The sequence below is a fragment of the Collinsella sp. TF09-1AT genome (genome assembly GCF_003436895.1).
Classification (GTDB): domain Bacteria; phylum Actinomycetota; class Coriobacteriia; order Coriobacteriales; family Coriobacteriaceae; genus Collinsella.
The window spans coordinates 163,744-188,770 of sequence record NZ_QSRC01000003.1 but is presented as its reverse complement, the minus strand read 5'-3'; the positions used below and the strand labels follow the sequence as shown (position 1 = coordinate 188,770).

Genomic DNA, 25,027 nt, shown 5'->3' with positions numbered 1-25,027 from the left:
CGCGCAGGCGCCGTTGCCGTCGCCGTCCTGCGGGATCGGGCGCGGGGCATGGCGACTCGCGTGCGAACGCTAACACACGGCCTTGACCGCGGCCGTCAGATCGAACAGCGTATCGAGCACAGCCTCGCAGCCGTCCACCACGTCCTGCGGCAGCGGCACGATGTCGGGAACGGCAAAGACGTGGCAGCCGGCCGTGATGCCCGAGACGCAGCCGTTGCGGGAATCCTCGACCACGGCGCACTCCTCGGGAGCAAAGCCCGCGCGCTCGCAGGCGAGCAGGTACATCTCGGGGTCGGGCTTGCCGCGCACGACGTCCTCGCCGCAGGTCACCGTCTCAAACTTGTCAAAGAGGCCGACCGTCTTAAGGTTGCGCTCGGCCGTGACGTGGCGCGACGACGTCGCAAGGCCCACGTGATAGCCCGCGGTCAGCAGCTCGTCGAGGCACTCGGCGGCGCCGGCCTTAAGCTCCAGGTCGGTCTTGACCATCTCGTCGCGAATCTCCCTATGGCGACGATAGATTGCCTCAGCGGTTTCGCAGCTGTCGTAATGCTCCTCAAGGATGCCCATGACGTCGGGCAGCGTACGACCGATAAACTGATGGATCAGCGCATCATCAATCGCGAATCCCAGCTCGGCCGCGCCCGCCTTCCACGCCTTGATACCCAAACGCTCGGTATCGACCAGCGTTCCGTCCATGTCAAAAATAACGGCATTGATCATATCGGTCCCCCATCGCTTCGCGCTTCTGTACTCCCGCAACTTTACCGCACCTGTAGACTTGTATATAACGTATATAGCATATTGCACTTTCGTTACATAGATAGAAGTCTTATGACAAGCGGCTCGGTAGGATTATAGTTTTCGACCGAGTACTCAACGGCAAGGATCGATTCATGCTTTCAGACACCACCGCACCTGCAGAGGGGCTTCAGGACAAACTCACAGCGCTCGAGCAGCTGCTTTTGGCATACGGACGCGTCGCCATTGGCTTTTCCGGCGGCGTCGACAGCAGCTTTCTGGCCGCGGTCTGCGCCCGCATCATGCCTGCCGACACGCTTCTCGTTCACCTCACCACGCCGCTCATCGGCACGCCCGAGCAGGCTTCGTTTGAGCGGTCCGTTCACGGGCAGGCCGATGGGGGGCCGCATTTTAAGCTCCCCGTGCTCAATCTTTCGGTCGATCAGCTGCGGCTCCCCCAAGTAGCCTGCAACGATGCCGACCGCTGCTACCACTGCAAGCGCGCCGGCTTTACCGCCATCGTCAACCACGCCAAGTCGTTGGGCTTTCCCACCGTCATCGACGGCAGCAACGCAAGCGACCGCGGCGACTACCGCCCCGGCATGCGCGCTGCCCAGGAGCTCGGCGTACGCTCCCCTCTCATGGAGGTCGGCTTTACCAAGGACGAGGAGCGCGAGTTGCTGCGCGCCTGGGGATACCCCGTCTGGAACCTGCCGGCAGGAGCCTGCCTGGCCACGCGTGTCCCCACGGGCGAGGAGCTCACGCGCGAGAAGGTCGATGTAATCCGCACCTGTGAGGACTACCTGCACGACCTTGGCCTGGACCAGGTCCGCGCACGCCTCGTCGGCGGCTGCATGCATATCGAAGCCGCTCCCGCAGATCTCGCTAAGATTGCCGCCCTCGGCAGTGCCGCCGTCGACGGCGAGGGCAAGACCCCGTTGCCCGCCGCCATCGAGTCCGCGCTGCGCGAGCTGGGCTGCGCCCACATCTTCCCCGAGGTCACCCCCTACATCCACGGCAACATGAACCTTTAAGTTACGCCGTTTAACCTACCAAAAAGGGACAGGTTTATTTTGGCAGGTTTTATCTGGGGAAATATCGCAGGGCAACCGCCTCTCTAGCATCCATCTATCTTTGAGAGACACTAGAGAGGCGACTCAGCCACATCTACCTCTTCCGATAGCGGCGGTTGCGGCTCGTCGATGAACCCATTACTTCAATGAGTCCTTTATCCGCCATTTTTGGCAGATGGTAACGGACGGACGAAATCTTAACCCCCGATGCAACCGCTATTTCTCGCGCCGTCATATCCATTCCGGCGCTGAGAGCCTCCAGGATCCTATCCGCCGTCGAAGCTGACAATTCTCTGCTCATATCGATAATTTCAAACGTGTCTTTGCCACATTTTGACAGGACATGTTTATCGACAAGGCCCCCGCAGATCAGGCGAATGTCATCCGAATCCCACTTCAAAGCCTCTCGTATTTTTTGAACATCGCATACGCACCCATGCTCCCGCATAAACATGAGCAATGTTTCCTCGCGATGCGTCAGTTCGGTGTCCACATGGCCCTGAATCCACATGCGGTTTTCAGCAAGCTCCGCCCCGTGCCGGGAAAGCAGCACCGTAAACGAATCGGCCTTAACGATAAATTTCGGCCTGCCAAGCGAACGAGACTCCATCTCGCGAATCATAGCCGGGATGCCAGATCCCTGACTTTCCGCAACAGCCCCCTCAGCATGCTCTAACGGCGTCGCCCCCATCAGACTCATGAGCTTTGGGTTTCGGCAGCGCGATTCCCCGTCCGCAAGATTGTCCACCGTCTTTCCGCCCCAAAGCCCGCCGGGGTTTTTGATCTCTATTCTGTCTGGGTAGATATCGACGCTCACGGCCTGCCCCACAAACATGGGCGAATACTCTCGATGGATGCAGGCATTCGCCAAGGCCTCGCGCAAAACCTCCTGGGGTACTTCCCAATCTTCCCTTCTACCAGCGCCTCGCACTATCGCCGCTTTGCGCAAGTTTCGTCCGATCGCAGCGAGGGCATCTTCGATGCAAGCCGGAATCGGGCCATCGCACAACTGGCGGTCAATAAACCGGGGTTGCCCAGGAGCAGATTTTTCCACATCGGAATGAACGGCGACATCGATCATCAGCTTAGGATAGAACTGCTGGGGGTAGATTCCCGCCGACAGCAGCCCCGCGAGCTTCACAGCTCCATCCTTTGTAGTGATATTGAGTCTGGCCAGCTGCTTTTCCAGCGTATCGGCCCCGCGCAAAACGCGCGGGGTCTGCAGCCGGCGATTTGCGATAATGGACCGCACGACATCTGGATCCAAATCCTCGACTGTTGCCTCCGAAACCACCGTACCGTCTGCATCGCTCGGAAGCAACGCACTCTGTAGCTCATATAGCTCAGCGGGCGACATCTTGATATCTTTATCATCCACGCGCTTGTAGCTACCGTTCTGCACGCCGCGCGCGCCGATATAGCATGGCTTCGCTTTGAGCTCAAGTTCAAAGATGCGCACCAGAAGTACCTGGAGCCCGTCGACCTCGCCTCGATCAAGCTCATACAGTGGCGCATGGGTCACCACCGCCGCTGAGCCTCCGTCTCCGATACCCGAAACAAACTGGTCGCGCACCCTGTCGATAGCAAAGTTGGCAGAAGGAACAAATCCTTCGGCTTCGTTCAGGCCCAAAATAATGAGCCCGCCCGCAGTGTTCGCAAAAGCACTCACTGTCTCCCATACGTCTGCACTCAATTTATTCGTGCAGGCTTTAACTTCTACCGATGCGTCATCGGTCCCCCGCCTGCGAAGGCGCTCAACGATAAGGCCAAGAGGTTCATCCAACAGCATTGGCATTCCGTCTCTCTAAAACAATAGATTTATCTCTCTAAAGCTTAGTATATCTCTCTAACTTTAGAGAGATGAGCACCTTCTTTTAGAGAGAAATTTAGAGAGATGTATCGAATTCACTGCTAGATTACCTAAGGCCATCTCTCTAACCGACGTTCTCTTTAGAGAGACGTTTAGAGAGACGAGCGCATCTCTCTAACCATGGGCTCCGCTCTTTAAAGCGTACACATCCCAACCGTGCCATAAGTTGCGGCGGGCATTCCCCCGCCAACCCGCCAAAAGAGGACGGGTTTATTTTGGCAGGTTTTATCTGGGAAAACGCAAGCGGGGCCACGCCGAAGCCACCGTCATCAGCCTCGGCGCATACCTTTAGCGCACGGCCCTGACCGCCGCCGTCAGATCGAACAGCGTATCGAGCACGGCCTCGCAGCCGTCCGCCACGTCCTGCGGCAACGGCACGATATCGGGGACGGCAAAGACATGGCAGCCGGCCGTGATGCCTGAGACGCAGCCGTTGCGTGAGTCCTCGACCACGGCGCATTCCTCGGGAGCAAAGCCCGCGCGATCGCAGGCGAGCAGGTAGATCTCGGGATCGGGCTTGCCGTTCAGGGTATCCTCGTTGCAGGTCACCGTCTCAAACCTATCAAAGAGGCCGACCGTCTTAAGGTTGCGCTCGGCCGCAACGCGGCGCGACGACGTCGCGAGGCCCACGTGATAGCCCGCAGCCAGCAGTTCGTCCAGGCACTCGGCGGCGCCGGCCTTAAGCTCCAGATCGGTCTTGACCATCTCGTCGAGAGCATCCCTGTAGTGGGCTTCGACCGTCTCGACGATTTCGCGGCTGCCGTAATGCTCCTCAAGGATGTCCCTGACATCAGGCATCGAGCGACCGATAAACTGATGGACCAGCGCATCATCAATCGCAATCCCCAGCTCGGCAGCGCCCACCTTCCATGCCCTCACGTCCAAACGCTCGGTATCGACCAGCGTTCCGTCCATGTCAAAAATGACAGCCTTGATCATATCGACCCCCTTCGCCGGCTTGTATTGCCGCCACTCTACCACACTTTCCAACTTGTATATAACGTATATAGCATATCGCGCCAAGCTGCTGAAAGGGGACAGGTTTATTTTGGCAGGTTTTATCTGGGGAAACGCAGACAGGACCGCGACGCCTATAGCGTCGCGGTCCTTTTCCTTGGAGAAGGATCGATTAATGGAACGGAGAGCTCGTTCTAACCCTCGAGCCCGGCGTTAATAAGCTCCGCGATCTCGGCGGGATCGGCGCTCGCGCGCACTTTGTCGCGGAAGCCGGCGTCCATCAACATCACGGCAGCCTTGGAGAGCAGACGCAAGTGCGTGGTTCCAGCTTCGCCGGCGGGCACGTACAGTGCAAGCGCAACATCGACGGGCACGCCATCGAAGCTCGGCCACTCGACGGGCTCGGCCAGCTTGAGCACGGCAACGCCCGGCTTATGGATCGCGTCGCTTTTGGCATGCGGAACGGCAAAACCGGCGACAAGGCCACTCTCGGCCTCGTTCTCGCGAGCAATAAAGGCAGCCTCTACGGCAGATGCGTCATCGGCAAAGCCGAGATCGACGGCCTGCTCGGACAAATAATGCAGGGCGTCCTCGTGCGAGGCGGCGGTATACCCGATTGTCAGTTGGTTGGCAGATACAAACCCCGTGGGAACCTTCCTTACAACACGGACCTGACCGCAGCCTCGATACCGTCGGCGTCCAAACCGTACTTGTGCAGCAAATCGACCGCAGGGCCGGACTCGCCGTACACATCGCGCACGCCGACGCGACGCATCGGCACCGGATGCTGCTCCGCGAGTGCCGAGGCCACGGCCTCGCCAAGACCACCGATAATCGAATGCTCCTCGGCGGTGACCACGCGACCAGTCTTCTTGGCGCTGGCAACCACCAGGCGCTCATCAAGCGGCTTGATCGTGTGCATGTTGATGACCTCGGCATCGATGCCATCGGCAGCGAGGGCCTCGGCAGCCTCAAGCGCCTCGGCGACCATGAGGCCGCACGCGATGATGGTCACATCGGATCCCTCGCGCACGACCACGCCGCGACCGATCTTGAACTCATAGTCCTCATGGTCGTTGATGACCGGTGTTGCCAGACGGCCGAAGCGCATGTAGACCGGTCCCTCAAACTCATAGGCGGCGCGTACGCAAGCGCGAGCCTCGATGTCATCGGCGGGAACGATCACCGTCATGCCTGGGATCGTGCGCATGAGCGCAATGTCCTCGCAGCACTGATGTGTGGCGCCGTCTTCACCGACCGAGACACCCGCATGCGTGGCGCCGATTTTGACGTTGAGGTGCGGATAGCCGATAGAATTACGTACCTGCTCGTACGCGCGGCCAGCGGCGAACATGGCAAAGGTGCTCGCAAAGGCGACGTGACCCGTGGTCGCAATGCCAGCGGCAAGCCCCATCAAGTTGCCCTCGGCAATGCCGGCGTCGTAGAAGCGCTCAGGGTGCGCAGCCTTGAACTTACCGGTCTGCGTTGCGGTGGCCAGGTCGGCATCGAGGACCACAAAGTCATCGCGCTCATTGCCCAGCTCGACAAGTGCCTCGCCATAGCTAACGCGCGTGGCGACTTTTTTGACCTCTGCCATTAGAGCTCCTCCCCTGCTGCTGCGAGCTCGGCCATGGCCTGCTCAAACTGTTCATCGTTGGGTGCCTTGCCGTGCCAGCCCACCTGATTTTCCATAAAGGAGACGCCCTTGCCCTTCACCGTCTCGGCGATAATGGCCACAGGCGAGTCGCTCACTTTGCGAGCCTCGGCAAAGGCGGCGGCAATCTGCGCCATGTCGTTACCGTCGGCCAGCTCGATCACATGCCACTTAAAGGCGCGGAACTTGTCGGCAAGCGGCATAGCCGAGTTAACTTCGTCGATACTGCCGTCAATTTGCAGGCCATTGTGATCGACGATAGCGACGAGGTTATCCAAGTCGTGGTTGCCGGCGAACATGGCCGCCTCCCACACCTGGCCCTCCTCGCACTCGCCGTCGCCCAACAGCGTGTAGACGCGGTAGCTGTCACCCCAGCGCTTTGCGGCGAGTGCCATTCCAACCGCGGCGGAGATACCCTGACCGAGCGATCCGGTCGACATGTCGACGCCCGGCGTGTCATTCATATTGGGATGGCCCTGCAGGCGGCTGCCGATACGACGGAGCGTCTCGAGCTCCTCCTTGGGAAAGAACCCGCGCTCGGCGAGCACGGCATAGAGCGCCGGAGCGCAGTGTCCCTTGGAGAGCACAAAGCGATCGCGCTCGGCGCGGCTCGGATTCGCCGGGTCGACATCCATTTCCTCAAAGTAGAGGTAGGTCATAATGTCGGCGGCGCCAAGCGATCCGCCCGGATGCCCCGACTTGGCGGCGTGAACCGCAGTCACGACACCCTTCCTGACCTCATTGGCGACCTTCGCCAGTTCCTGGTTGGTCATACGAATTCCTCTCTTGAGAACAACCCCGGCACTGGATGATGCGATGCCGGGACAATTCACTCGTTTAAGCCCGCGCGACGACCTTTTTCCAGTCAGCCTCGAAGGAGACGAGACTTTGATCGGCCAGCGTGTGGTGCAGCCACTTCTTGAGCGCGGTCATAGGCACGGTCGCGATGTCGGCGGAGTCAATGTCTTCCCGCGTCAGCTCCTTCTCGAAACCCAGGCCGCCCTGGGCCTCAGCCTTGTGCTCAATGCCACAAGCGGCGCATTCATTTTGAATCGTCTTCTGAGCCATATACGTGTGGGCGATACCCACGGTACAGACGGCACCGCCTGCGATCTTCAATTTTCAGATGGCGTGCCAGACGGAAATTTCACCCTAAAACACAAAAGCCCCAAGTCAACAAAAGCCAGGAGCCTTTGCCAACTTGGGGCATTACGGGTCGCCGCCGTACAGGCAACGACGACCCTTACTCCTTCTGCATCAACCGATATAGACAACTCGGCTTGTCCAGTTACGGCAGGATGTGGAATCCAAGCGTTTCGATATCACGCGCGAAACCCTTAACGGTGTCGAGCGAGTACTCCATGAGGTCCTTACCGACGTTCTTGCGCTTGGCCAGAATGCCGTTGGGAACGGTAATGATCTGGCACCCCACGGACTCGGCCTGATAGATATTCAGCAGCTCACGGGTAGACGCCCAGAGCACCTCACACTGCGGCTTTGCCGCGGCCTTTTTGACAGACTCAGCCATCAACGGCAGCGGATCAACGCCGGTGTCGGCAATACGGCCGGCGAAGATAGAGATGATAGACGGCGTCTCAGCGGAGACAGCGTCCACAAACTCATCGACCTGCTCGGGAGTAAAAATCGTCGTAACATTTACCTTGATGCCGTCGGCAGAAAGGCGCTTAACGAGCGCCGCGGTCGACTCACCCTTGGTGTTGAGAGCCGGAATCTTGACATACACATTGTCAGCCCAAGTCGCAATCTCGCGAGCCTCGGCCTCCATGCCCGCTTCATCGTCCGCAAAGACCTCAAACGAAACCGAGACATCGGTGATGTGCTCGAGCACGGTCTTGGCGAACTCGCGGTAATCGGTCACGCCGCCCGCCTTCATAAGCGAGGGATTAGTCGTAAAGCCCTGAACGTTACCGTTCTCGGCCATGTCGAGCATGCCCTCGAGATTGGCACCGTCGGCAAATACCTTGATTGCCATAATGTACTCCTTACATACATGATGATATAGAAATGTACGGACTGAATTGTTTGTCAAAAGCGCCGCCGCATCAGAGTGGAACGGAGAGCCCCTTAATTGAGTTCGATCTCGAGGTGGTAGAGGTCGGCACGGTAGAACGACTCCACATACTCACGGGACACATTCTGCTGGTCATGAGAAACCCTCGTAATGTTAAGCAGCGGAGCACCGGCGCTGATGCCCAAAAGCTCGGCCTGCTCGTCGGTAGCAACGCAAGCTCCAATCTTTTGGCTCACACGGCTCCAGCGAATATCGCACGAGTTATTGAGGTAAGAGCGAAGCGATTCCTTGGAAAAGTCGCGCTCCGCAATATGCGGAACATAACCGTCTTCGTAATAAATCGTCTCCAGATAGAATGGGCGGTCGCCCGACACGCGTACGCGGCGAAGGCAAAAGGCCTTTGTGCCCTCAGCCAAGCCCAGCTCGTGGGCAACGTGTTGAGGCATGGCTACAACGCCAGACTCAATCAAACGTTTTTGAGGCACTGCAAACTCGTCCACATTCTTTTTGATATAGCTCGAGACGCGCTTGGGCGAGCTGAGTGGCACGTTAGCAACAACCTCTGATCCGCGTCCGCGCTTCTTCTTAATCAAGCCATTATTAGAAAGCAGCTCCATCGCTTTGCGCGCCGTTGCACGCGAAACGTCATAGCGCTTCATAAGATCGCTTTCGGAGGGAATGTAGTCACCAATCTTGTAGGCACCGCTCGTAATTCCCTGGAACAGGATATCGTACAGCTGAGAATACAGCTGCTCCTTGCCGCTAAAATCGAGCTCAGACGTATCGGTCATCATCCCTCCCCTATCTGGACCAGTTCTTTAACTCCTTGATATCAGATGCTGTCTTTTAATAAATGTTAACCGCAAAATCTTAAAAGACTCACATCGATAACGCCGCCCGCGCATAATTCACTCCAGCCGAGCATGCTTCACCAACTCGCCACTATCTTGGGGCATTCTTTATGCAAAGAATGCCCCAAGCCGCCTCTAGCGTGCGCCGAAAAGCTTGCGTGGGCTGGCGCTCGCGCCGATACGATCGGCACCAGCGCCCGACATAAGCGCAAGGTCTTCTTTCGTGCGCACGCCGCCCGATGCCTTGACCTTTACACGCCCGCCCAGCTCTTGAGCAAACAGATAGACGTCCTCAACTTGAGCGCCAGCCGTGCCAAAACCGGTAGACGTCTTAATAAAGTCTGCACCGGCAGCCTCGACCGCATGGCAGATCGGCTTTTTGGTTTCCTGCGCCAGATAGCACGTTTCGACAATGACCTTGAGCGTCGCATTGGGCACAGCCTCGCGCACGGCTCGAATATCGTCCTCAATCGCCTGGTAGTCGCGGGCCTTAACCATACCCTGATCGATCACCATGTCGATTTCGGAGGCACCGTTGGCGTAGGCATCGGCCGCTTCGACGGCTTTCGCGGCGCTCGTCATATAGCCAAGCGGGAAAGCGATGACCGTGGTAAGCGAAAGGTCGGGATAGGCCTTGTGAGCACGGGCGATATACGAAGGCGGAATGCATGCGCTGGCACAACCGCACTCGAATGCCTCGGCGCAAATGGCATCAATCTGATCCCAGGTCGCCGTCGGCTTAAGCAATGTATAGTCGATGCGCGAGCAGAGGTCCTCATCGGTAAGCTCTGCCCCCGCCTTGGCGGCAATGGCGGCAACCGACGAGGGATCATCCAGATACTCATCAACCTTGGCCAAAAAGCCCGGATAATCAACGGCATCGACATTGGTCACGTCAAGCTCAATGGTATGACCCAGCTCAAACGTATCATAGCCACGGTTTTTGATGCGGTCGACAAGGATATCCAGATCGACCAGGTCGTCGCCCTTGCTACGATCCTCGAGCACATCGCCCTTGTGATAATGCGTCACAATGTGCGCAAGATGACGCGTCGGCTTAAGATCGCGAGCACGGTAGCGTTTGCTAATCATAACGGGATCGGCGACAAGGCGAATCGTGAGCACACGGTAGCCGTGCTTGTCCGCCAACTCGGCGAGCCTGTCGTGCTGCTTGGCAGAGAACGGATAATCGCACATAATCTGCGGCCCATCCGCCATGGCGACATCGAGGCGACGGAACCACTCCTGAAGAGCGTTCGCATCAACCTGTGCCTTTTCCTCGGCATTGTTAAAGCCGTACGTATCCCAATACTCTTCCTTAACGTCATCAAGCGATACGCTCAAAAAGCTCTCGGATGTATGGCGAGCCTTGATGCGATCAGCCAAATCGGTTTTGCCCGTAGCCGGAGGCCCGGCAAGCAAAATCAGCGTCTTTTCCATGCTAGGAAACCCTTCTTACTACCCGATTATTTGCCACGAAGCTGGTCTTTGGAGATGGCAAGCATCTCGGTAACCTTGTCCATGTAATACTTGATAGCCTCATCGTCTTTCGCTTCGGCGGCAGCCGCACGCTTCTTGTTGTAAAGCTTAACCAGTGCCGCAGACGCCTTGCCCATCGTGCGATTGGCTTCCAGACTTTGCTCGTATGCCTCAACGGCCTCGTCGACCATGTTGGCATCGGCATAAAGCTTGCCAATTTCGTTTAGAACGTTTGCGGCAGCGACGCCCTCCTTGCCCTCGAGCTCGGAACGCTTTGCCTTAACGGCGTCGAGAACGGCATCTCGATCGAGAACGGGTGCGGTCTCGGCTGCAGCGGAGGCCACCTTCTCCTTTTTCTTGCCAAATCCAAACAAACCCATTGGAAACCTCCACTAGCAGTAATAAACGAAAGGGGTTGTTCCCCTGCCGGGGACCAGGCACAGGAACAACCCCCTTGAAGAAAGACTTGGACCTTCGTCAGGCGCTACAAGAATCCTTATGCGATACCAAAGACGCTGAGGATGGACTTGATGGCCATGAAGAAGAAGCCGGTGACGACGGTGTCGACGTCGGTGCAGGTCATGTTCACGAAGCCAATCTGAGCGAGCATCGGGGACAGGAGCGCAGGCAGGATCATGATGAAGATGCCGTGGAAGATGCAGCCGATGATGGCGCCGCGACGACCGTCGATGGCGTTACCGAAGATACCAGCAGTGCCGCCAGCGAAGAAGTTGGACATAACGCCGGGGATGACGAGGGTGCCCATGAAGCCGGTGATAGCCATGCCGATCAGCGAGCCAAGCGTGGTGAACACAAAGCCGAAGATAACGGCGTTAGGGGCATAGGTGAACAGGACAGGGCAGTCCAGAGCGGGGCGCGCATCGGGGACGAGCTTCATCGAGATGCCCTGGAAGGCGGGGACGAGCTCGGCGAGCAGCAGGCGGACGCCGGCGAGCAGGACGTACAGACCAACGACGAACTGCATGGCCTGGAGGAAAGCGTAGACCATGAAGTTGGTGGCGCCGCAGTAGTCAGCAGCAGCAGCGGGACCAGCGAAAGCAGCGACGACCAGGTAGAAAACGATCATGACCAGGCCGACGGCAGCGTAGGTATCCTGGAGGAAGGACAGGGACTGCGGAATCTCGAGATCCTCGGTGGACTTGGACTCCTTGCCGCCAGCGAGCTTCTTGGTGATGCTTGCGACAAGAGCGGTGAACATATAGCCAAAGGTGCAGAAGTGACCCAGGGCAATGTCATCGGACTCGGTGATCTTGCGGACAACGGGCTGAGCGAAGGCAGGCATGAGGGTAGCGAAGGCACCACCGACGATGGAGCTGACGACGATCAGGGGGATACCGCGCAGGCCGCAGAAGAAGGCGAACACGACGCAGAGCGTGGACTCCCACAGAAGGGCCTGGCCAGTCAGGAACACATACTTAAACTTGGTGAAACGAGCGAGGATGATGTTCACCACGAAGATGCCAGCGAGGCAGATGGCGATCTCGGAACCAAGGCCGAGGTCGGTCATTGCCTGACCGTTAATGCCCTCGATGGAAGCGACGACAGCGGTCATGCCGTTGAAGCCGAAGGCGGAGTTGAACATATCGCCAAAGTAGGCAAGAGACCCCTGCATGACGCTCGAGCCGGCAGCCAGAACAAGGAAGCCAAGCATCGTCTTAAACGTGCCGAGCAGCACGTCGTTGGCCGGCTTCTTCTGAAGCACAAGGCCCAGGCAGGCGACGAGACCGATAACAACGGCGGCCTGCGTCAGGATGTTATTGATAATAAACTCAAGAACAGCCATGTTGTACACCCCTTTTTCTCATGTACATTTCTATCAATCTAGGTGAAAAGACCCTTACTCTAGGACGCCCATCTCCTTGAGCACCGGAGTCAACTTCTCCTCGATTTCCTTCTTATCGACAAGACGCTTAAGGAACACGCAGGGAAGACCGGTGTTGTAGCTCTCGATCTGCGTCTTGAAGTTTTCGGCAGCGACAATCATGTCAAAGCCCTTGGAGGCACCCGCGGCGCTGGAAACACTGTCGTGGTCCATCTTGCACTGGACCCCGAGCTTCTTCATAACCTGCTCAATAGCCATCTGGCAGGCAAAGCTGCTTCCAAGACCATTGCCGCAGCAGCACAAAATCTTGACCATGTTCATTTCCTTTCCTTTCGGGGCACGCGCCCCACCTCGGGTTAATTGCGGACGAATACATGGACTCGCCCGCACCAAGCGGCGTTGTTTTACGCCGTCGCACCCGTAAATGCCTGATAAATCTCGTCGGCGTCATCCGAAGCGACGATTTGCGCGATCTTATCTTCGTCCATAAAGATGCCGGCAAGCACCTGCATGGCCTCGATATGAGAATTAGAATCCTCGGCCGCAAGTGCGACCAAGAGACGAACATCAAAGCTGTCTTCCGAAAACTTAACGGGCTTCTTCAGGACCGTCACGGCAAGCTGACCTTTAATGCAGCCGTCTTCGGGGCGGCCGTGAATCAGCGCAACGTCTTCGGTGAGCACGTAGTAGGGACCCATCTCGTTTGTTGCACGGATGATCTCATCCGCATAGCGATCCTCGACGTAACCACCCTCGCTGAGCGGGGCGATCGCAAGCTTGATCGCGTCCTGCCAGGAATCGACAGAATCGGCAAGGCGAACGTTTTCGCGCTTGAGCATCTCCGTAATCTGCATCGGTGCGCCTCGTCCCTAAGCGACGATATTCTTGAACAGGCTGATGCGGTGCTCGACAACCTCTTCGACGGCCTTCTGAGCAGGCATAACCATGTTGCGGTTGGAGGCGTTCTCCTTGAGCTCGTCATAGCACTGCTTGGAGGTCTTGTTCCAGTTGACGAGCAGATCGGTGCCAACATTGAACTTGCGGATACCCAGGTCGATGACGTGACGAACATCCTCGTCCTTAACACCGGTGCCACCATGGATGACCAGGGGGAAGCCGTTCACGGCATCGCGAATCTTCTCGAGCTGATCGAAGGAGATGCTGGTCTTGGACTTGTACTGACCATGGTTGGTACCGATAGCGACGGCAAGGGCGTCGATGCCGGTCTTCTCGATGAACTCGACAGCCTGCTCGGGATCGGTGTAGCGCACATCGGCGTCGGCAACAGCGACGCCATCCTCGGTACCGCCGACGGTGCCAAGCTCGGCCTCGACAGAAGCGCCGTGGGCCTGAGCCATCTCGACGATGCGCTTAGTGCCAAGGATATTCTCCTTGAAGGGAAGCGCAGAGCCGTCAAACATTACCGAGCTATAGCCAGCCTCGAGAGCCTTGCGGATCTCGTCGAAGTTCTTGGCGTGGTCGAGGTGGAGAACAACGTTGACGTCGTACTCCTCGGCCATGGACTTGCACACAGCAACCAGGTTGCGATGACCAACATAGCTAGCGGTGCCCTCGGAGGTCTGGATAATCACGGGGGTGTGCAGGCGAGCCGCGACGCGAATAATCGACGGGCACATCTCGAGGTTATGGGTGTTGAAAGCACCAACGGCCATGTTGAGCTGGTTGGCCTCTGCCAGGACTTCGCGCAAGGTTACGTACATAGTGTTTGCCTCCTGTTGTCTCCACTGGATGTATCAAGCGGCGACCGCACAGGGGGTGCCGGTCGCCGTTCTTGATCGACAACTAGGTTATCACAAACGTCCGTATATTCGGTTGTCCGTATGATATTTCGTTTGATGTGTTCCGATTTGACCGTTCACCTGAATTTTCCGACCGTTTACCCGTAAAAATAGGGCGCCCGCAACCCATGCGGACGCCCTTGTCTGTCAGCCGCTCTCAACCAAAACGATATGTCCGCTTTAGATAAACGAGCGCAAACGGCGACGAAATTCTAGCCATGATCTTGCGCCGAGTTCGCCCAATGCAGCCCCTTGCGGAAAGTCCGTCCCAAAATAGTTGCTCGGAATGGGACAGGCTTTCCACTTGAAGCCCAACCGGAAAGTCTGTCCCGGAATGAGCCACCGGAGCGGGGCGCGCTTTCCAAAACCCACCCCATCGGAAAAGCGCATCTCTCTATTTAGCCAAAAACTGGGGCGCACGGGCCTTAACAGGGAAACGCCGCGAAGCGGCCGAGATGCTCCTCTCGCTACTCGATGGCAGCAGCACGCCCGATGAGCAGCGCATTCTCGAATGTAAGCTCAATTGGCTCGGTTCCACCACAATCTAGCCATAAGCCCAACATGGGGGCAAATGAATCAGTAGCGTTTGTCCCAAATCTTGAGTATTTGTTCGGCAGAACGGCCCCTGCCAGCTCCTGCTAGACTGGTAGATTCGCAACCGACTAACCAGGAGCCCCCATGTCGCGCAAGTCCGCCTACAAGCAAGTACTTTCCATCGGCACCGCCGTGGTGCTGGGATTTGCGCTGTTCACGGGATCACTCGACGGGGCGCCCAAGCTGCTCTCGCCGCAAAGCGATGAGCAGGCGTCAGCTCTGGCCGAGAAGCAAAGCGAGAGCCCCAGCCGCACTGACGACGAGGAAGACTTGGTCGCCCGCCTCGAATCGGGAACGGCAAGCTCCACGGATTCCGAAGGCGGCCAAAGCACCGGCGATGGCTCCGAATCCACCACGACCGGCACCGTTGACGATGTCTCTTCGAACGCCACCCCCATCGACGAGGTCGAAAACCCCGATCTCGACCGCGCCCGCGGCGTATATCTCAGCAGCATCCCCGACTACGCCGGCAACCCCTACGTTACCCTTCGCGCCGACGGCACGCATCCGCTCGGCACACCGTCGTTCACGCTCGATGAATACGAACGGGCCACCGAAGAAGGATGCTTTAAGAGGTTCTCAAAGCTCGACAGCCTGGGCCGTACCCGCAAAGCACTCGCCTGCATAGGACCCGAATCGCTCGGTCAGGGCAAGCGCGGCGATATCTCGCGTATCCACCCCGCCGGATGGCACCAGCAGCGCTACGACTTTATTCCGAGCCAGAGCCTCTATAACCGTTGCCACCTTATCGCTTGGTCGCTCTGCGGCGAAAACGCCAACCGCAAAAATCTCCTGACCGGCACGCGCTATCTCAACGAGACGGGCATGTTGCCCTTCGAAGAGCAGATCCTCGGCTATATCCGCGACACGGGCAACCACGTGCTCTACCGCGTCACGCCCATGTACAACGAAGAGGAACTCGTCTGCCGCGGTGTCCGCCTCGAGGCGCAGTCGGTCGAGGACCACGGCAAGACACTGTGCTTCCACGTGTACTGCTACAACCTGCAGCCGCATGTGCAGATCGACTACGCCACCGGCCGCAACCAGGCCTCGGGGGATTAGCCCCGAGCCACGACAAGAACCGATTTGCAACCCCACCGGGGATCAAAAAGGGCCGCTCCGGATCACCCAGAGCGGCCCTTGCATCGGCACGTATGTTACAGGCAACGTCACACGCTACTTGGCGCGGCCCTCCTCATAGCGCTCGACCAGCTTGGCCTGAACGTCATAAGGCACCTGCTCATAGCCCGCGGGCTTCATGGTAAAGTCGCCCGTGCCGCGCGTGATAGAGCGCAGGCGCGTCGAGTAATCCGTCAGCTCGGCCAGCGGCGCCTGGGCGATGACCACGGTGTCTCCGCGCTCATCGGTCTCCATGCCCGTCACGCGACCACGCGAGGCCGAGATGTCGCCCATCACGGCGCCGGCGTAGCTCTCGGGGATCGTCACCGTGATTTCCTCGATGGGCTCCAGCACCACCGGGTCGGCATCGGCGCACGCCTTGCGCAGGCCGATGCGGGCCGCCGCGCGGAACGCCATCTCGTTGGAGTCGACGCTGTGATACGAGCCGTCGTACACAGCCACGCGAATGCCCGTGAGCGGGTAGCCGGCGATGATGCCGTCCTTCATAGTCTCCTGAACACCCTTATCCACGGCAGGGATCAGCGAGCGCGGAATGCGGCCGCCCACGACCTCGTCCACAAACTCATAACCGTCGCTCGTACCGTCGGCGGTAATCATCGGCTCCACACGCAGCCAGCAGTCACCATACTGACCGGCACCACCAGTCTGCTTCTTATGACGACCCTGGGCACTTGCCGTGCGGCGGATGGTCTCGCGATACGGGATACGGATCGGCACGCTCTTGGCAGCGACCTTGGTGCGGTCCTCCAGACGATTGAGCAGGACCGAAACCTGTGCCTCGCCCACCGCCGAGATAATGGTCTGGCCGGTCTCCTCGTCGCGGTCGATGCTCATGGTCGGATCGGCCTTGCAAGCCTTCTCGATAAACGTGTAGAGCTTCTCTTCGTCGCCGCGGTTCTCGGCTTCGATGGCGATACGGTACTGCGAGTTGGGGAACTTAAACGCCGCAGCCTCGACCTTACCGGTAATCGAGAGTGTATCGCCCGTCTCGGCAGCCAGCTTGGGCGCCACGATGATATCGCCGGCATACGCGTGCCCGACCTCGGTCATGTCGCGGCCGCACATCACATACAGGTGAGCCAGACGCTCGCCCTTGCGCGTGCGCGCATTGACCAGCTCAAGGCCCGGCTCAAGCGTACCCGTCAGCACCTTGATAAAGCTGATGCGACCCTGCTGCGGATCGGCCAGGGTCTTAAACACAAACGCCACCGGGCGGTCATCGTCGCTCGAGATCTTGAGCGAATCGCCATCGATAAGCGGCATCTCGCCGTAGTCCGTCGGCGCCGGGAAGTACGTGGCAATATCGTCCATCAGCGAGTTGACGCCCTGCTCCTTAATGCAATCGCCCGCAAAGACCGGCACAAAGATGCGCTCGGCGATCGCCTTGGACAACAAGCCCTCAAGCTCTTCCTGCGTCAGTGTCTCCTCGCCTTCCAGGTATTTCATCATCAGCTCATCGTCGGCCTCGGCAACGAGTTCGCACAGGTGGTCGTGGGCCTGTTCGGCCTGGGTACGATACTCCTCGGGGATCTCCGACTCAACGGCTTCAGCGCCGTTGCAATGGCGCGCCTTCATGCGCACCAGGTCGATGATGCCGTCAAAGTCCTCGCCCTCGCCCCAGGGAAGGGTCACGGCGCCCAGACGCGTACCAAAGCGCTCCTGCAGCAGGTCCATCGTGGTCGCAAAGCTGGCCTCGGAACGCGACAGACGGTTTACGAACACCGCACGCGCCAGACGCAGGTCCTCGGCGGCATACCAGAGCTTAACCGTCGTAGGCTGCGGGCCGGCCTCGGCGTCGACAACAAACAGAGCCGTCTCGCAGACGCTCATCGCGGCATAGGCGTCGCCGATAAAATCGGGATAGCACGGGGCATCGAGCACGTTGATGCGCGCACCCTTCCAGTCGATCGGCGCAATGGTCGTCGAGATGGAAAATGCACGCTTGACCTCTTCGGGGTCATAGTCGAGCGTGGGCTTGGTGCCGTCGTGGCCGCCCAGGCGGGCGGTCTTGCCGGAAAGGTGGAGCATGGCCTCGGCGAGTGAAGTCTTGCCCACCCCACCTTGGCCTACGAGCACCACGTTCCTTACGTTACCGGTCTTGGGAGCACCCATGATGACCTCCTTGCAGGGCCGCGCGCAATGCGCGACGCCAACGGGGAGAGTTCGCGGTCGGTGCCGTCCCGGGAGCAGCATGGTCGGCAGCCGAGCCGACTCACCCTCCAAATGTCCTATGCCACCACCCTACCCTTGCATCCGCCTGTCCATGCACACCTTTCGGCGCACGTATGAATACAGACGGCGAGAGGCCAGAGCAAACGTGCGAGGCGATTATTAAACCCCATCGATACAAATAAAAGCCGCCGCAGGCCGTAAGACCTGGCGGCTTCGCCTCAATTAAAAAGTTGAGTAAATAGCTGATCCTACCCCTCGATACGGCTCAAGAACTCGCGGGTACGCTGCTCGCGTGGATGGTCGATGACCTGCTCGGCAGGACCTTCCTCGACAATACGACCGCCGTCCATAAAGACCACGCGGTCGGCAACATCGCGCGCAAACTGCATCGCGTGGGTCACGATCACCATCGTCATGTTCTGCGCCGCAAGGTCTTTAATGACACGCAGCACCTCGGCCGTCAGCTCTGGATCGAGCGCCGAGGTCGGCTCATCAAAGAACAAGATTTCCGGGTCAAGCGCCAGGGCGCGGGCAATACTCACGCGCTGCTGCTGGCCGCCCGAAAGCTCGCACGGCACCTTGTTCTCGTTGCCCACAAGCCCCATCTGAGCAATCAGCTCGTGCGCACGAGCTTCCGCCTGCTCGCGCGGGCGCTTAAGCACGCGGATCGGCGCGTCGGTGATGTTTTTCATCACCGTATAGTGCGGAAACAGATTGTAGTTCTGGAACACCAGGCCGAATCGCGAGCGCGCCTGCTTGGGCACATCGCCCTTCGCATACACCGCGCCCGAACCCGCATCCGTCGCGACGGCAAGGCCGCCAAACGAGAGCGAGCCTCCGTCGAGCGTCTCGAGCAGTGTGGCGCAACGCAGCAGCGTGGACTTGCCGCCACCCGAAGGCCCGATAATCGCCACGACCTCGCCACGCTTCACCTCAAGCGAGATATCCTTGAGAACCTCATTGCCGCCAAACGCCTTGCGCGCGCTTTCGATCTTCATCACTGAGTTAGTCATGGTAATAGTCCAGCTTCTTTTCGGCGGCGCCCAGCAGCATCTCGACCACAAAGTTAAAGACCCAGTAGATCAGCGCCGCGATTGCAAACGGCACCATGTTCACTTGCGAGGCAACCAGCGCCTTGGCCGTCGAGAACATCTCGCCCACGCCAATGGCAAATGCCAGCGACGTATCCTTGACCAGCGTGATAATCTCGTTGCCCATCGCCGGCAAAATGCGCTTAGCGACCTGCGGCATCACAATGTACAAAAACGTCTGCAGGCGCGAATAGCCCAGCACCTCGGCAGCCTCGTATTGACCGCGCGGAATGGACTGCAGGCCCGATCGATAGATCTCGGCAAAGTAGCCGGCGTAGTTGATGATGAACGCCACAACGCACGCCGTCCATTTGGAATCGGGTGTGAGCGAGATGCCAAACACGTAGTACGGGGCAAAGTAGATGGCAAACATCTGCAGCATGAGCGGCGTGCCACGCATGACCGAAATGTAGATGCGCGCAATCCAGCGAAGCGACGCGATTTTGCTCATGCGCATAAACGCCACGGGGATTCCCAGTGGAATCGACCCGAGCAGCGTCAGCACAAACAGCTGCAAGCTGACCAAGAATCCCTGGCCAAGCATCTGCATCATGACTTGGATAGACAACCTACCCTCTCTTTCGCAACAGCAGAACAGCGGATCTTATTCTCAAATAGGCGCAGTGCCCAAGATTGCGAGCGACAAGCCCGACGAAGCGTACTTTGGTACGCGAGGAGGGTTTGAGCGGCAAGATCGGGTTCCTGGGAAAGCCGTTATTTGAGCACCCAATTATCGAAGGAAAGACCGTAATCTGCATACTTGTCGCAGAGGTCCTTAACCGTGCCGTCCTCGTAGAGCGCCATGAGCGACTCGGTTACAGCATCGGCCGACTTGGTGTCGCCCTTCTTAAAGCCAACGGCGTAGTGCTCGCTGGACAGCGGCTTGTCGAGCTGCGTATAGGCATCGGGCTTGGCGGCGAGCTGATACTGGGCAATCGAAAGGTCGCAAGCCACGGCATCGACCGCGCCGCTCTCGAGCTGCATAAACGCCGTGTTGTACTCACCGATGGTATCGAGCGTGGCAAACGTCGCGGCCAGATCCTTCTGGTCGCCCTCGAGCACATCCTGCGCAGCGGAATCGGTCTGGGTGATCACGGTCTTGCCGGCAAGATCGTCCCAGCTCTTGATGCCCGCATCCTTCTTGACCACCAGCACCTGCTCGTTGAGCATGTACGGCTCGGAGAACGTGTAGTCGTCCTCGCGGCCCTCCATGGTAAAGCCGTTCCAGATGCAGTTGATGGCACCCGAGTTGAGCAGCGTATCCTTGGCATCCCAGTCGATGGCCTCGTATTTGACCTCCCAGCCCTGCTTATCGGCAACAGCCTTGGCCAGATCGAGATCAAAGCCGGTGTACTCGCCGTCGTCGCCCACAAAGCCGTACGGAGGATAGGACTTATCAAAGCCCACCACGAGCTTCTTGGACTCCGCGGCACCCTTCGTATCCTTGGCCGCGGCAGAGCCGGCAACAGAGCCCTTACCGGCACCGCCGCCACAACCGACAAGACCAAGGCCGAGCACCGTGGCGAGCGAGCCGGCTAGACCAACAAACTGACGACGAGACATATCGGTATTCATGGTATTCCCCCTTGGTGGCACTTTAGTTAAGTAAAGTGAGTCATGTAACGTTCAGAATCATACACTTTACCTTGATAGAGTACAAGGGAGGATTTGCCCGCCGGGTGCCGGGGCAGGGGTTAAGTTTGCTGCTCTACAGTCCTGCTCACGACGGAGGCCACATTAAGTGGCCTCCTGTTCGTGCGGAACTCGCGACAAATTAAACTCCGCGCCGGGCGCCACTCAGCCGGGAGACAACGTGCTCGGAACCTTAAATAGCCTCCTCTCCAAACGGGCACGTTGAATGCACGGTACAATTGCTTCGGACTTTTCTTTTATTAAATAGTGGGGTTAATTCATGGCAGAATCTCGTGCGGAGCGTAAGGCTCGTCGTGCTTTGATCGAGGCGGCTGAGGGGTCGGGGGAGAAAAAATCTTCTAAGAAATCCAAGGCGTCTCAGGATGCGAAGGGTAAGTCGGCCAAGGGCAAGGCTAAGGCCAAGCGTTCTGGCTCTCGTCGGGGCGGGGATAAGGCATCTCAGACTCGCCCCAAGCACTCGCATAAAGATCCGGCTTCGGCTGCGCGCAAGACTGTGGACCCCAAGTCTCCCTGTTCGATCATGAAAGCTTGCGGTGGGTGCACGGCGCTCAATCGTCCTTATAAGAAGCAGTTGGCGGCCAAGCAGGCTGCTATGGAGGAACTGTTTGCTGAGCTCTGTGAGCGCGAGGGCATAACCGTCGATCCCATTCGCGGTATGGGCGTCACCCTAGGCGACCCGGGCAAATATCCTGCGCCGCGCGGTTTTCGTCATAAGGCTGCCACTCCGTTTGCTCCCGGTAAGGAGGGCGCTGTCCGCTGCGGTTTCTTTGAGCGCGGCACGCACAAGATCGTTGCCGTACCCGAGTGTCCTGTCGAGGCGCCGGGTGCTCGTCAGATTCTCAACGGTATCGCTCGCGAGGCCGAACGTCTGCACATTCCCGCCTTTAACGAAGACAAGCATCTGGGGCTGCTTCGCTATGCCGTCGTTCGCTGCGGCTGGCGCACCGACCAGATTATGGTCACCCTCGTGACCGCTCAGCGCGACTTGCCGTATGCGCAGGAGTTCTTTGAGGCCGTCGCCGCACTCGATCCGCATATCGTCACCGTTGCCCAAAACATCAACGGACGCCCCGGCAACGCCATTCTAGGCGAGGAGACCCGCATCGTGCATGGCGCCGAATGCATGCGCGACCAGCTGCTCGGCTGCGACTTCGACATCTCCCCCACCGCGTTCTATCAGACCAACCCGCAACAGACCGAGCTGCTCTACCAGCTCGCCATCGACGGCATGGACCTGCGCCAGGGCGACGTGCTTATGGATGCCTATTGCGGCAGCGGCACCATCGGCCTTTGCGCCGCAAAGGGTGCCCAGGACAAGGGCATTGGCATCATGCTGCTCGGTGTGGAGCGAAACCCCGCGGGCATTGCCGACGCGCGCCGCAATGCCGAGCTCAACGGTCTCACCCGCAGCGCTTGGTTTATGGCCGACGACGCCACCGACTACATCCTCGATGCCGCCGACAACAACGAACGCGTCGACGTCCTTTCCATCGACCCGCCGCGCGCCGGCTCCACCCCCGAGTTCCTCGAAGCCGCCTGCGCACTCAAGCCGCGCCGCATCACCTATATCAGCTGCAACCCCGTGACCCAAGAGCGTGACCTGCACCAGCTCCTCGACGGAGGCTATCGCCTGCTCAAGATCACGCCGGTCGACATGTTCCCCCATACCGACCACACCGAAACCGTAGCGATCCTCGGGCGCCGCTAGCCCACCCCAGTAGATTTTTGGGACATGCCTTAAAATCTACCGGCACAAGAAAGGGGGCGGCCCGTCTGGACCGCCCCCTTTCGTTGGCTATATGAGCCCGTTACATGCTCTTGCGCAGGTCGCACACGCCGGCTGCCGCCATCTCGCGCAGCAGCGTCTCGCGATCGCGCGTCACAATCAGGTCCAGCGGGAAATGAATCTCGTCGAGCATCTTGCGCGCCTGCTCGAGCTTGCCAATCGCCATACCAATGTGCGCGTCGGTCGAGATGCCAATCCCCACGCCCAGCTCGGCGCAGCGCTCGGCAATCTTGCGGCACACACCCCAATGCTCGGCATCGGTACCATGTTCAAGACTATGGTTGTTAATCTCGATAATCTTGTGCTTGGCCTTGGCCGCCAACAGCACCTCATCGATATCAAAGGGAACACCGGCGCGACCCGTGTGGCCCAGCATGAACACCTTGGGGTGCTCCAGGGCATTGATATACATCTCGGTCGTCTGGGCCAGCGTCGCGCCTTCAGCAATCTGTGAATTATGCACGCTTGCCACCAAATAATCCAAATTGCGCGTAACCAAATCGAACAGCGAATGCTGGCGGCTGAACGGATCGCCGGCAATATCGAGCGTGACAGGAGTGTCCTCGCCAAACAGGCTTCCGTCCAGCGAAACGATATCGGCCTCGGCACCGCGCAACACCAGCACGCCACTCCAAATGCGAGGCCAGACATCCTGGTTGATAAAGAACTGGTAGCTACGCAGGTCATTGGGGCAAGGCGAAACCATAGAGCTCAGATGGTCGGCAGATCCGAGCACCTGCAGGCCACGCTCTGCCGCCCAGTACACATTCTCCTCAATGGTCGAATATGCATGCGCAGAGAACATCGTATGAGTATGGATATCACAAGAAAGCAGGTAGGGCATCGGATCTCCTTATCCGGCATGGCCGTCGCGTATATTCATTGTACGCATAGCCTTCGATAGTCGTAAAACTGCTTCATCCCAATCACACAACGGCATAGACAACGGGGTCTGGCTTAAAACCAAACCCCGTTTCACGTAAAACATTGTAAGCAGAGCGCTTTACTTTCAAAGATATTCGTCGGCCAGTTGCTTCCAGGCAGGCAACGAATTGACGATGGTCTCGTAGCTCACGCAGTAGCCCAAGCGGAACCAGCCCGGCATGCCAAAGCTGTCCGAGGGAACCGCAAGCAGCTCATACTTCTTCGCGCGCTCACAAAAAGCGTTCGCATCGGGCTCCAGCGCCTTCACCCATAGGTAGAACGCGCCATTCGGCTCAACATAGGTGTAGCCGTACTCCGCCAGTGCATCGGTAAGCGCGGTGCGGTTGCGCGCATAGGCCTCGACATCGCTCGGTTCATCAATGCAGTCGATAATCACGCGCTGGAAGAGCGCCGGAGCGCACACGAAGCCCAGCGTACGGGCGGCACCGGCAACGGTGGGCATTAGACGAGCTGCCTGAGGATTCGTATTGGGAACCAGGATCCACCCCACGCGCTCGCCCGGCAGCGACAGCGACTTGGAGTACGAATAGCACACGACGGTGTGCTCGTAAATCGAGGGTACCCAAGGCACCTCGGCGCCGTATACAATCTCGCGATACGGTTCGTCCGAGATCAGCATGATCGGATTCTCGGGATCGCGCTTGGCGTTGACCTCGCACAAAACTTTAGCCAGGCGCGTCAAGGTATCGCGCGTATACACAGCGCCGGTCGGGTTGTTGGGTGAGTCGATAATGACGGCAGCCGTCTTATCGGTAATCGCCTTGAGCACGTTATCCACGCTCAGCTGGAACGTATCTTCATCGGCGAGCGCCTCGACACACGTACAGCCGGCCTTCTCAATCCACACGCGATACTCCGGAAAGTACGGAGCGATAACGATGACCTCGTCGCCCGGATTGGTAATCGCGTTGAGCGTACAGGTGAGCGAAGCCGCCGCACCCACCGTCATAAAGACATCCTTGCCCTCATAGCTCGTGCCAAAGCGGCGGTTGAGCGATTCGGCCACGGCGGTACGGCACTGCGGCAGACCCGGTGCAGGCGTGTATCCATGCAGCTGGTCGCTCGGCAGCTCCAAGGCCTTCTTAATGGACTCAGCCACGGCGGCAGGTGCCGGAACGCTCGGGTTACCCAGTGAGAAATCGAACACGTTTTCCGCGCCGATCTGTGCCTTGCGCTCAAGGCCGTAGCTAAAGATCTCGCGGATGATGGAGCTCTCCGCACCGCGCGCATACATAATATCGTTGATCATCTGTTCCCCTTTCGCATAGGCGCTATTGTACGCTTTAGCCGAGCAAAGTGCCGCAGCAATGTTGATTGGGGACAGACTTAAATGCGTGAAAACGCTCATTT

Annotated in this window: 24 protein-coding genes; 3 read left to right on the top strand and 21 right to left on the bottom strand. The window is 58.5% G+C overall.

What is annotated here, in order from left to right; all coding sequences use genetic code 11:
- Window positions 1-69: 69 nt before the first annotated feature.
- Complete coding sequence (locus DXC90_RS04010; RefSeq protein WP_117734858.1) at window positions 70-720, bottom strand: HAD family phosphatase; 651 nt, start codon at window positions 718-720, stop codon at window positions 70-72.
- A gap of 173 nt (window positions 721-893) precedes the next feature.
- Between DXC90_RS04010 and DXC90_RS04005 the strand changes: the two genes are divergently transcribed.
- Entirely contained in the window at window positions 894-1,772 is an 879-nt protein-coding gene (locus tag DXC90_RS04005) for an ATP-dependent sacrificial sulfur transferase LarE (protein WP_117734857.1), read from the top strand.
- Window positions 1,773-1,905: 133 nt separating this feature from the next.
- On the opposite strand, the gene DXC90_RS04000 is transcribed toward DXC90_RS04005, so the two are convergent.
- The 14 genes from DXC90_RS04000 to DXC90_RS03930 all read right to left on the bottom strand — a co-directional run bounded on the left by DXC90_RS04000 (window position 1,906) and on the right by DXC90_RS03930 (window position 14,218).
- Window positions 1,906-3,600 carry an ATP-binding protein gene (locus DXC90_RS04000; protein WP_158550214.1) on the bottom strand — a complete coding sequence of 565 codons (1,695 nt, stop codon included), beginning with the start codon at window positions 3,598-3,600 and terminating at the stop codon, window positions 1,906-1,908.
- 369 nt (window positions 3,601-3,969) lie between these two features.
- Complete coding sequence (locus tag DXC90_RS03995; protein WP_117734855.1) at window positions 3,970-4,620, bottom strand: HAD family phosphatase; 651 nt, start codon at window positions 4,618-4,620, stop codon at window positions 3,970-3,972.
- A 212-nt stretch (window positions 4,621-4,832) separates the two neighbouring features.
- On the bottom strand, window positions 4,833-5,261 hold the full coding sequence (locus DXC90_RS03990; RefSeq protein ID WP_117734854.1) for a PTS sugar transporter subunit IIA: 429 nt from the start codon (window positions 5,259-5,261) through the stop codon (window positions 4,833-4,835).
- A 35-nt stretch (window positions 5,262-5,296) separates the two neighbouring features.
- Entirely contained in the window at window positions 5,297-6,235 is a 939-nt protein-coding gene (locus DXC90_RS03985) for a transketolase family protein (protein WP_117734853.1), read from the bottom strand.
- Entirely contained in the window at window positions 6,235-7,065 is an 831-nt protein-coding gene (locus tag DXC90_RS03980) for a transketolase (RefSeq protein WP_117734852.1), read from the bottom strand. The genes DXC90_RS03985 and DXC90_RS03980 overlap by 1 nt, the downstream gene beginning before the upstream one ends.
- A 64-nt stretch (window positions 7,066-7,129) precedes the next feature.
- Window positions 7,130-7,381 carry a hypothetical protein gene (locus DXC90_RS03975; RefSeq protein WP_233502141.1) on the bottom strand — a complete coding sequence of 84 codons (252 nt, stop codon included), beginning with the start codon at window positions 7,379-7,381 and terminating at the stop codon, window positions 7,130-7,132.
- A 199-nt stretch (window positions 7,382-7,580) separates the two neighbouring features.
- Complete coding sequence (locus DXC90_RS03970; protein ID WP_117734851.1) at window positions 7,581-8,285, bottom strand: transaldolase; 705 nt, start codon at window positions 8,283-8,285, stop codon at window positions 7,581-7,583.
- 92 nt (window positions 8,286-8,377) lie between these two features.
- Window positions 8,378-9,115, bottom strand: a complete 738-nt coding sequence (locus tag DXC90_RS03965; protein WP_117734932.1) for a GntR family transcriptional regulator — start codon at window positions 9,113-9,115, stop codon at window positions 8,378-8,380.
- A 195-nt stretch (window positions 9,116-9,310) separates the two neighbouring features.
- On the bottom strand, window positions 9,311-10,615 hold the full coding sequence (deoC, locus tag DXC90_RS09580) for a deoxyribose-phosphate aldolase (protein ID WP_199406606.1): 1,305 nt from the start codon (window positions 10,613-10,615) through the stop codon (window positions 9,311-9,313).
- Window positions 10,616-10,641: 26 nt separating this feature from the next.
- Window positions 10,642-11,034, bottom strand: a complete 393-nt coding sequence (locus tag DXC90_RS03950) for a tetratricopeptide repeat protein (protein WP_117734850.1) — start codon at window positions 11,032-11,034, stop codon at window positions 10,642-10,644.
- A gap of 116 nt (window positions 11,035-11,150) precedes the next feature.
- Window positions 11,151-12,458 carry a PTS ascorbate transporter subunit IIC gene (locus DXC90_RS03945; protein ID WP_117734849.1) on the bottom strand — a complete coding sequence of 436 codons (1,308 nt, stop codon included), beginning with the start codon at window positions 12,456-12,458 and terminating at the stop codon, window positions 11,151-11,153.
- A gap of 54 nt (window positions 12,459-12,512) precedes the next feature.
- Window positions 12,513-12,812, bottom strand: coding sequence for a PTS sugar transporter subunit IIB (locus DXC90_RS03940; RefSeq protein ID WP_117734930.1), 300 nt, complete (start codon window positions 12,810-12,812; stop codon window positions 12,513-12,515).
- Window positions 12,813-12,901: 89 nt separating this feature from the next.
- Window positions 12,902-13,351, bottom strand: a complete 450-nt coding sequence (locus tag DXC90_RS03935) for a PTS sugar transporter subunit IIA (RefSeq protein WP_117734848.1) — start codon at window positions 13,349-13,351, stop codon at window positions 12,902-12,904.
- A gap of 15 nt (window positions 13,352-13,366) precedes the next feature.
- A complete protein-coding gene (locus tag DXC90_RS03930; RefSeq protein ID WP_117734847.1) occupies window positions 13,367-14,218 on the bottom strand; it encodes a class II fructose-bisphosphate aldolase in 852 nt (283 codons plus the stop codon).
- 756 nt (window positions 14,219-14,974) lie between these two features.
- On the opposite strand from DXC90_RS03930, the gene DXC90_RS03920 reads away from it, so the two are divergent.
- Window positions 14,975-15,952: a DNA/RNA non-specific endonuclease gene (locus tag DXC90_RS03920; protein WP_117734846.1), complete on the top strand. Its 978-nt coding sequence runs from the start codon at window positions 14,975-14,977 to the stop codon at window positions 15,950-15,952.
- Window positions 15,953-16,066: 114 nt separating this feature from the next.
- On the opposite strand, the gene DXC90_RS03915 is transcribed toward DXC90_RS03920, so the two are convergent.
- From DXC90_RS03915 to DXC90_RS03900, 4 genes are all read right to left on the bottom strand, one after another.
- Window positions 16,067-18,142 (bottom strand): translation factor GTPase family protein, encoded by a 2,076-nt coding sequence (locus DXC90_RS03915; RefSeq protein WP_117734845.1) that lies wholly within the window; start codon window positions 18,140-18,142, stop codon window positions 16,067-16,069.
- Between the two features lie 308 nt (window positions 18,143-18,450).
- Window positions 18,451-19,215 (bottom strand): amino acid ABC transporter ATP-binding protein, encoded by a 765-nt coding sequence (locus tag DXC90_RS03910; RefSeq protein ID WP_117734844.1) that lies wholly within the window; start codon window positions 19,213-19,215, stop codon window positions 18,451-18,453.
- Window positions 19,208-19,861 (bottom strand): amino acid ABC transporter permease, encoded by a 654-nt coding sequence (locus tag DXC90_RS03905; protein ID WP_233502140.1) that lies wholly within the window; start codon window positions 19,859-19,861, stop codon window positions 19,208-19,210. The genes DXC90_RS03910 and DXC90_RS03905 overlap by 8 nt, the downstream gene beginning before the upstream one ends.
- 146 nt (window positions 19,862-20,007) lie before the next feature.
- Window positions 20,008-20,868, bottom strand: coding sequence for a transporter substrate-binding domain-containing protein (locus DXC90_RS03900; protein ID WP_117734842.1), 861 nt, complete (start codon window positions 20,866-20,868; stop codon window positions 20,008-20,010).
- A 337-nt stretch (window positions 20,869-21,205) separates the two neighbouring features.
- Between DXC90_RS03900 and rlmD the strand changes: the two genes are divergently transcribed.
- A complete protein-coding gene (gene rlmD, locus DXC90_RS03895) occupies window positions 21,206-22,654 on the top strand; it encodes a 23S rRNA (uracil(1939)-C(5))-methyltransferase RlmD (RefSeq protein WP_117734841.1) in 1,449 nt (482 codons plus the stop codon).
- A gap of 100 nt (window positions 22,655-22,754) precedes the next feature.
- On the opposite strand, the gene DXC90_RS03890 is transcribed toward rlmD, so the two are convergent.
- Complete coding sequence (locus DXC90_RS03890; RefSeq protein WP_117734840.1) at window positions 22,755-23,576, bottom strand: phosphatase; 822 nt, start codon at window positions 23,574-23,576, stop codon at window positions 22,755-22,757.
- 165 nt (window positions 23,577-23,741) lie between these two features.
- Window positions 23,742-24,926, bottom strand: coding sequence for a pyridoxal phosphate-dependent aminotransferase (locus tag DXC90_RS03885; RefSeq protein WP_117734839.1), 1,185 nt, complete (start codon window positions 24,924-24,926; stop codon window positions 23,742-23,744).
- Window positions 24,927-25,027: the final 101 nt, after the last annotated feature.

What these genes read in the sequence shown, in the direction of transcription:
- DXC90_RS04010 (WP_117734858.1), bottom strand. Translation starts at nt 720, where the DNA reads ATGATCAATGCCGTTATTTTTGACATGGACGGAACGCTGGTCGATACC.
- DXC90_RS04005 (WP_117734857.1), top strand. Translation starts at nt 894, where the DNA reads ATGCTTTCAGACACCACCGCACCTGCAGAGGGGCTTCAGGACAAACTC.
- DXC90_RS04000 (WP_158550214.1), bottom strand. Translation starts at nt 3,600, where the DNA reads ATGCTGTTGGATGAACCTCTTGGCCTTATCGTTGAGCGCCTTCGCAGG.
- DXC90_RS03995 (WP_117734855.1), bottom strand. Translation starts at nt 4,620, where the DNA reads ATGATCAAGGCTGTCATTTTTGACATGGACGGAACGCTGGTCGATACC.
- DXC90_RS03985 (WP_117734853.1), bottom strand. Translation starts at nt 6,235, where the DNA reads ATGGCAGAGGTCAAAAAAGTCGCCACGCGCGTTAGCTATGGCGAGGCA.
- DXC90_RS03980 (WP_117734852.1), bottom strand. Translation starts at nt 7,065, where the DNA reads ATGACCAACCAGGAACTGGCGAAGGTCGCCAATGAGGTCAGGAAGGGT.
- DXC90_RS03970 (WP_117734851.1), bottom strand. Translation starts at nt 8,285, where the DNA reads ATGGCAATCAAGGTATTTGCCGACGGTGCCAATCTCGAGGGCATGCTC.
- DXC90_RS03965 (WP_117734932.1), bottom strand. Translation starts at nt 9,115, where the DNA reads ATGACCGATACGTCTGAGCTCGATTTTAGCGGCAAGGAGCAGCTGTAT.
- deoC (WP_199406606.1), bottom strand. Translation starts at nt 10,615, where the DNA reads ATGGAAAAGACGCTGATTTTGCTTGCCGGGCCTCCGGCTACGGGCAAA.
- DXC90_RS03950 (WP_117734850.1), bottom strand. Translation starts at nt 11,034, where the DNA reads ATGGGTTTGTTTGGATTTGGCAAGAAAAAGGAGAAGGTGGCCTCCGCT.
- DXC90_RS03945 (WP_117734849.1), bottom strand. Translation starts at nt 12,458, where the DNA reads ATGGCTGTTCTTGAGTTTATTATCAATAACATCCTGACGCAGGCCGCC.
- DXC90_RS03940 (WP_117734930.1), bottom strand. Translation starts at nt 12,812, where the DNA reads ATGGTCAAGATTTTGTGCTGCTGCGGCAATGGTCTTGGAAGCAGCTTT.
- DXC90_RS03935 (WP_117734848.1), bottom strand. Translation starts at nt 13,351, where the DNA reads ATGCAGATTACGGAGATGCTCAAGCGCGAAAACGTTCGCCTTGCCGAT.
- DXC90_RS03930 (WP_117734847.1), bottom strand. Translation starts at nt 14,218, where the DNA reads ATGTACGTAACCTTGCGCGAAGTCCTGGCAGAGGCCAACCAGCTCAAC.
- DXC90_RS03920 (WP_117734846.1), top strand. Translation starts at nt 14,975, where the DNA reads ATGTCGCGCAAGTCCGCCTACAAGCAAGTACTTTCCATCGGCACCGCC.
- DXC90_RS03915 (WP_117734845.1), bottom strand. Translation starts at nt 18,142, where the DNA reads ATGGGTGCTCCCAAGACCGGTAACGTAAGGAACGTGGTGCTCGTAGGC.
- DXC90_RS03910 (WP_117734844.1), bottom strand. Translation starts at nt 19,215, where the DNA reads ATGACTAACTCAGTGATGAAGATCGAAAGCGCGCGCAAGGCGTTTGGC.
- DXC90_RS03900 (WP_117734842.1), bottom strand. Translation starts at nt 20,868, where the DNA reads ATGAATACCGATATGTCTCGTCGTCAGTTTGTTGGTCTAGCCGGCTCG.
- rlmD (WP_117734841.1), top strand. Translation starts at nt 21,206, where the DNA reads ATGGCAGAATCTCGTGCGGAGCGTAAGGCTCGTCGTGCTTTGATCGAG.
- DXC90_RS03890 (WP_117734840.1), bottom strand. Translation starts at nt 23,576, where the DNA reads ATGCCCTACCTGCTTTCTTGTGATATCCATACTCATACGATGTTCTCT.
- DXC90_RS03885 (WP_117734839.1), bottom strand. Translation starts at nt 24,926, where the DNA reads ATGATCAACGATATTATGTATGCGCGCGGTGCGGAGAGCTCCATCATC.